This is a genomic window from Brevundimonas sp., from assembly GCF_023259385.1.
In the GTDB taxonomy this organism is placed as follows: domain Bacteria; phylum Pseudomonadota; class Alphaproteobacteria; order Caulobacterales; family Caulobacteraceae; genus Brevundimonas.
In genome coordinates this window covers 5,617-10,163 of record NZ_JAHFPF010000121.1, presented here as the reverse complement: position 1 = coordinate 10,163, position 4,547 = coordinate 5,617, and the positions used below count along the sequence as shown (strand labels likewise).

Genomic DNA, 4,547 nt, shown 5'->3' with positions numbered 1-4,547 from the left:
AGGATCAGCTGGCGTCCGAGAAGAAGTGCGGCCACCTGGGCGGCAAGGTCCTGATCCCGACCCAGGCGCATGAGCGCAATCTGGTCGCCGCCCGTCTGGCCGCCGACGTCATGGGCACGCCGACCATCACGGTCGCCCGCACCGACGCCGAAAGCGCCCAGCTGATCACCTCGGACATCGACGAGCGCGACCAGCCCTTCATCGACCGCGAAAACCGCACCCCCGAGGGCTTCTTCCGCCTGAAGGAGGGCACGGGCCTGGATCATTGCATCGCGCGCGGCCTGTCCTACGCCAACATCGCCGACCTGCTGTGGTGGGAGACCTCGCACCCGGACCTGGACGACGCGAAGAAGTTCGCCGAGGCCGTGCAGAAGAAGCACCCCGGCAAGCTGATGGCCTACAACTGCTCGCCCTCCTTCAACTGGAAGGCCAAGCTGGACGACGCCACCATCGCCAAGTTCCAGCGCGAACTGGGGGCCATGGGCTACAAGTTCCAGTTCGTGACCCTGGCCGGCTTCCACGCCTTGAACAACTCGATGTTCGAGCTGGCGGACGGCTATCGCGATCGCGGCATGGCGGCCTATTCCGAGCTGCAGCAGCGCGAGTTCGCCAACGAGGCCCGCGGCTACACCGCCACCCGTCACCAGCGCGAGGTCGGCACCGGCTACTTCGACCAGGTGGCCACCGTCATCTCGAACGGCCAGTCGTCGACCACGGCGCTGAAGGACTCCACCGAAACCGCGCAGTTCGTCGCGGCCGAATAACCAGGAGAGACCCCATGGAACCGCTGAAAACCACCTCGGCCATCATCGACTTCTGCTTGGCCCCGCTGACCCTGGACACCCAGACCGAGGCCGAGCGCGAGGTCCGGCGCCGGCTGGAGCATGTGCTCAAGACCTTCCGGTCCAAGATCGCCCAGCCGGTCGCCGTCGACTTCTCGACGATGCCCTCGCAGGTGATCAACGAAGCCGCCCACGGCTACGAATAGCCCCGGGCGAAAGCGGTCGCCGCCGGATCAGGCGGCGATCGCGGCCTGGGCGGCGCGGGGCAGGGAGATGACCAGCTCCAGCAGTTCGCCGGCGTCGAAGGGCTTGGCCAGGTGCCGGTCCGCGCCGGCGCCTTCCGCCGAGGCGATATGCTCGGGCAGGGCGTTGGCGGTCAGCATGATCACCGGCGTGCGCGGCAGGCCCATCGCGGCCTCGTGCAGGCGGATCTCGCGGGTCGCGGTCAGCCCGTCCATGACCGGCATCTGCATGTCCATCAGGATCAGGTCGTAGTCGCCGTCCCGCACAGCGTTCAGCGCCAGCGAGCCGTCTTCGACCGAGGTCAGGTCGATGTCGGCCTGGGCCAGGATCATCTCCACGACCTTGCGGTTCACCGGGTGGTCGTCGGCCAGCAGCACGCGCAGGCGGCGGTCGTCGCCGGCGGCCAGGGCCGAGCCGGAGGCCGCGACCGTGGCGGGCGCTTCGGCCTTGTGCATCGGAATGGTCAGCATGAAGGACGAGCCGCCGCCGGGCTCGCTCTCGCAGTCCAGCTCGCCGCCCATCATCTCGGCCAACTGACGCGAGATGGCCAGGCCCAGGCCCGAACCGCCGAACTTGCGGGTGATGGCGCCGTCGGCCTGTTCGAAGCGGCTGAACAGGCGGGTGCGGGTCTCGCTGTCGAAGCCGATGCCCGTGTCCTCGATCGAGAAGCGCAGGGTCGGCTGGCCGGCGCGCACGGGGCCGGGGGCGGCGGTCAGGCAGACGAAGCCCTCGCCGGTGAACTTGACCGAGTTGGAGACCAGGTTGGTCAGGATCTGCTTCAGGCGCACCACGTCGCCGGCGACCCAGCAATCCACCTCGGGGTCGATCTCGACGAAGAACTGCAGCCCCTTCTCGCGGGCCGAGGTCTCGTACAGCTGGGCGGCTTCGCGTACGGCGCGGCCCAGGTCGAAGGCTTCCTCGGACAGTTCCAGGCGGCCGGATTCGACGCGGGCCAGGTCGAGGATGTCGCTCAGCAGGACCTGCAGCGTCTGGCCCGAGGACTGGATCAGGTCCAGCATCTCGCGCTGCTGGGCCGACAGGTCGGTGTTGGCCAGCGCCTGGGCCACGCCGATGACGCCGTTCAGGGGCGTGCGGATCTCGTGGCTCATGTTGGCCAGGAACTGGCTCTTGGCGCCGTTGGCCTGTTCGGCAGCGTCGCGGGCGTCCGACAGGGCGCGGGCGTCGCGCTTCAGCTCGGTGATGTCGGTGCAGATGGTGACGGTGCCGCCCGCCACGGTGCGGCGGTCGGAAACGCGCAGCCAGTTGTCGCCCGAGATGTGCTGCTCCATCGTCGTCGACAGGGCCGCGCGGGTGGCCATCCGCTCCGCGATCCACGCGTCTTCACGGCCCAGGGCGTTGGCGTAGAGACCTTCGTCCAGACCGATCTGGACGATCTCGCGGAAGGTCATGCCCTTCTGCAGCGTCGTCGCCAGCCCGGGGTTCACCTCGGCGTAGCGGGTGTTCCACAGGACCAGACGGTCGTTGGCGTCATAGAAGGCCAGGCCGTCGGGCATGGCTTCGATGGCCTGACGCAGTTGGCCCAGGGCGCTGGCCCGGGACAGCCACCACATCCAGACGGCGGCGCCGGCGATGGAGGCGATGCCCAGCACCATGGCGGCGATGACGCTGATCATGATCCCGCCGGACAGCGACCAGGCGGTGTTGTCGACCGCGAAGTGCGGCTCCAGGGTCATGGCGCTCATGGAGCCGAAATGCAGGATGACGACCGAGATCGCGCCGCAGGCGCCGGCGGCGAAGCGGAGCCAGGCGGGGCGTCCGTGCAGGAAGGCGGCGCTGCCGGCGGCCAGGGCGATGGCGGCGGCGATGGAGGCGCCCACCAGGTCCGGGCTCCACAGGATCAGGCCGGGCAGTTGCATGGCGGCGACGCCGAGGAAGTGCATGGCGGCGACGCCCGAGATCGCCAGCGCGGCGCCGAGCGCGCGGTACACCGGGCCGGGCCGGTAGAGCGCGACCATGCAGGCCAGGCCGATGCTGGCGAAAGCCATGAAGAACGAGCTGATGGTGGACCAGACGGCGTAGCGGACCTCGCCGCCCGCGTCATAGCCCTGCATCGCCAGGAAGTGGGTCGAGAAGACCGCCAGGCCGCCAGTGAAGGCCGCCAGCAGGGCGGTGTTGCGGCGGCGCGGGCCGACCGCTTCGCGGGCGCGGCCCAGCAGCTGGTACGCCGTGCCCACGCCGAAGACGCAGATCAGGCCGGCGGCCAGCGTCCAGCGCCAGTCGTGCTGGAAGGCGATGCAGTAGAGTATGCGGTCCAAGACGGCCCCTTTCGGTCGGGGACTATCCTGGAAAGGGGTGAAGAAAGCGTGGGCATATGTACGGTGAACGACCGTCAGGCCGGGGCGGACACCGTCATTTCGAACGCCTGGCCCATAACCTTTACCGGATTGACCTGACGGTCGCCGCGGCGGATCTCGAAGTGCAGGTGGGGGCCGGTCGAGCGGCCGGTCGAGCCGACCAGCCCGATGCGCTGGCCCGGAGCGACCACGTCGCCGCTGGCGACGTCGATCCGGCTCAGGTGGCCGTAAAGGCTGCTCATGCCGTTGGGATGCCGGACCTCGATGAAGCGGCCGTAGCCGTCGGCGTCATAGCCGGTGCGCAGGACGCGGCCCTCGGCGGCGACGCTGACGCTGGTGCCGGTCGGGGCGGCGATGTCGACTCCCTCGTGACGGCGGGCCTGCTGGCCGGGAAGGCGACGCATGCCGAAGGCCGAGTTGACGGCGAAGCCGCGCAGGGGCTCGCCGAAGGCGATGACGCGGGTGACGGGTCCCGCCGGAGACGCCACGGCGGTGACCGGGGGAAGCTCGGGCACGGCGAAGGCCTCGTCCGATGCGGGCGTCGGGGTCAGCGGCGCGGCGGCCATGGCGAGGACGGCCACGGCGCCGAGGGCGGCGGCCTGACCGGAATGGAGAAGGAACGACCGGGCGGTCGGCAACAGGCGTCGCATGGGCGGCGTCGGCTCCGTCTTCGGCTCGGATGAGCGGGGAGAAGGGCGCAGCGGGCGCGCCATGTCCGCGGCGCGACCGGGCGTCTGCGCCTCGGGAAGACGGACAGATAGGCAGGGGGGCGGGCGACTTTGGGGCGTCGGGGGGCGGCAGGTCGTCGCAGGCGTGCAACGAAAAGGGCGCGCAGCCTTCGCCGCGCGCCCCCCTGTCGGTCCGTGGACGGCCTACTGCAGCGAGATGCGGTACGTCAGCGCGCCCACATGGCTGTCGGCGTGGTCGCCGAAGCGGCCGCGATAGCCGAAAGTCAGCTTGCCCGGGCCCATGTCGGCCTCGACGCCGGCCGAGGCCAGGATCGAGCCGCCGAACGGATCCTCGACCTCACGCTCCAGGATCTGGGCGGGGTTGCCCAGGATGCCGACGCGGACGCCGTCGCTGCTGTCGCCGAACGAGTCGCGGTAGCCGCCCTCGATGTAGAAGCCCAGGCCCTCGCCGCCGCCTTCGGCGCGCAGCGAGATCTCGGCCGAGGCGGCCTGGACCGTGCGGTCCTGATAGGCGTACT

3 protein-coding genes and 2 pseudogenes are annotated in these 4,547 nt (G+C 70.1%); 2 read left to right on the top strand and 3 right to left on the bottom strand.

From position 1 onward, the window contains the following. Both Q0C81_RS10475 and Q0C81_RS10470 read left to right on the top strand, forming a co-directional pair. A pseudogene (locus tag Q0C81_RS10475) lies at positions 1 to 764 on the top strand (isocitrate lyase); the annotation flags it as partial. Between the two features lie 14 nt (positions 765 to 778). Beyond that, positions 779 to 988 carry a hypothetical protein gene (locus tag Q0C81_RS10470; RefSeq protein WP_291837271.1) on the top strand — a complete coding sequence of 70 codons (210 nt, stop codon included), beginning with the start codon at positions 779 to 781 and terminating at the stop codon, positions 986 to 988. Positions 989 to 1,015: 27 nt separating this feature from the next. Here the strand turns inward: Q0C81_RS10470 and Q0C81_RS10465 are convergent, their stop codons facing one another. The 3 genes and pseudogenes from Q0C81_RS10465 to Q0C81_RS10455 all read right to left on the bottom strand — a co-directional run. Beyond that, positions 1,016 to 3,301: an ATP-binding protein gene (locus Q0C81_RS10465; RefSeq protein WP_291837269.1), complete on the bottom strand. Its 2,286-nt coding sequence runs from the start codon at positions 3,299 to 3,301 to the stop codon at positions 1,016 to 1,018. Between the two features lie 74 nt (positions 3,302 to 3,375). Next, complete coding sequence (locus tag Q0C81_RS10460; RefSeq protein ID WP_291837267.1) at positions 3,376 to 3,990, bottom strand: M23 family metallopeptidase; 615 nt, start codon at positions 3,988 to 3,990, stop codon at positions 3,376 to 3,378. A gap of 222 nt (positions 3,991 to 4,212) precedes the next feature. Further along, positions 4,213 to 4,547, bottom strand: a pseudogene (locus tag Q0C81_RS10455) (autotransporter domain-containing esterase); the annotation flags it as partial.